Below are 933 nucleotides of genomic sequence, written 5' to 3'. Positions count from 1 at the left end.
GTCGGGCAACGCCTGATAGAAGTGGTCCACCCGTGAGGGTGTGACACCGAGCCCCGGTTCTCCACGTGAGAACCGGGGCTTTCTCGTTTCGAATCAGGGGAGCAGAGAAGCTGCGGACACGACGATGGACCCGGTTCCGATGAACCGGGCCCATGTGTGAGGGGGAGTGCGAACTACGCGGCGGTGGCTGGACTCCACTGGCCGACGCTCTCCGTGCGCTTGCGCATGCTGGCGAAGCTGTGGCGGGCGGGGGTCAGGAGGTTGGTGAACCAGTTACGCCGATGGTCGGCCAACGCCGAGGCTACTTCCGGGATGAGAATGCAATGAACGCCTGCATCCATGCCAAGGCGGTGCCGACCCGGTTGGATCTGATTGCTTCGCATGGGTGTCCTTTTCAATAGCTGTGGGTCGGCACATCGAGGTCTCGCCCGTCGAAGATAACCGACCCACCTCCGAAAACGGTGCATTTGAGGCTGGTGTGATTCGGCGTGTTCGAGTGTCAGACTGGTTGCATGCTGAGACTGGGACTGACCGGTGGAATAGGTGCCGGAAAATCGACCGTTGCCAAGGTGCTGACCGAACTCGGGGGAGTGCTCGTCGACTCCGATGTGCTTGCCCGTGAAGTCGTGGAGCCGGGAACGCCTGGGCTGCAACGACTGACGGACACCTTCGGAGTCGACATTCTCGCACCCGACGGCTCGCTCGACCGTCCGGCGTTGGCGACCAAGGCATTCGGCGACGAGGAACCCCGCAAGAAGCTCAACGCCATCGTTCATCCGTTGGTCGGCGAGCGCACCGCCGCGATCATCGACGGTGCAGCGCCGGATGCCATAGTGGTGCAGGACATTCCGCTCCTCGTGGAGGGATCGATGGGCCCGTTCTTTCACCTCGTGGTCATCGTGTGGGTCGACGCCGAGGAACGGGTACGTCGTC

General features: G+C 62.6%; 2 protein-coding genes. One reads left to right on the top strand and one right to left on the bottom strand.

Annotation, left to right across the window (positions count from 1 at the left end):
- Positions 1-173: 173 nt before the first annotated feature.
- Positions 174-383, bottom strand: a complete 210-nt coding sequence (locus A2J02_RS15000; protein WP_068050934.1) for a hypothetical protein — start codon at positions 381-383, stop codon at positions 174-176.
- 129 nt (positions 384-512) lie between these two features.
- On the opposite strand from A2J02_RS15000, the gene coaE reads away from it, so the two are divergent.
- Positions 513-933 (top strand): dephospho-CoA kinase (coaE, locus tag A2J02_RS14995; protein ID WP_068283232.1); only part of this gene is annotated, 421 nt, incomplete at its 3' end.

Origin of the sequence: Rhodococcus sp. EPR-147, assembly GCF_001647185.1 — a bacterium.
Taxonomy (GTDB): Bacteria; Actinomycetota; Actinomycetes; order Mycobacteriales; family Mycobacteriaceae; genus Rhodococcoides.
Note: the sequence above shows the minus strand (reverse complement) of the source record. Positions and strands in the feature narration are given on the sequence as shown.

What these genes read in the sequence shown, in the direction of transcription:
- A2J02_RS15000 (WP_068050934.1), bottom strand. Translation starts at nt 383, where the DNA reads ATGCGAAGCAATCAGATCCAACCGGGTCGGCACCGCCTTGGCATGGAT.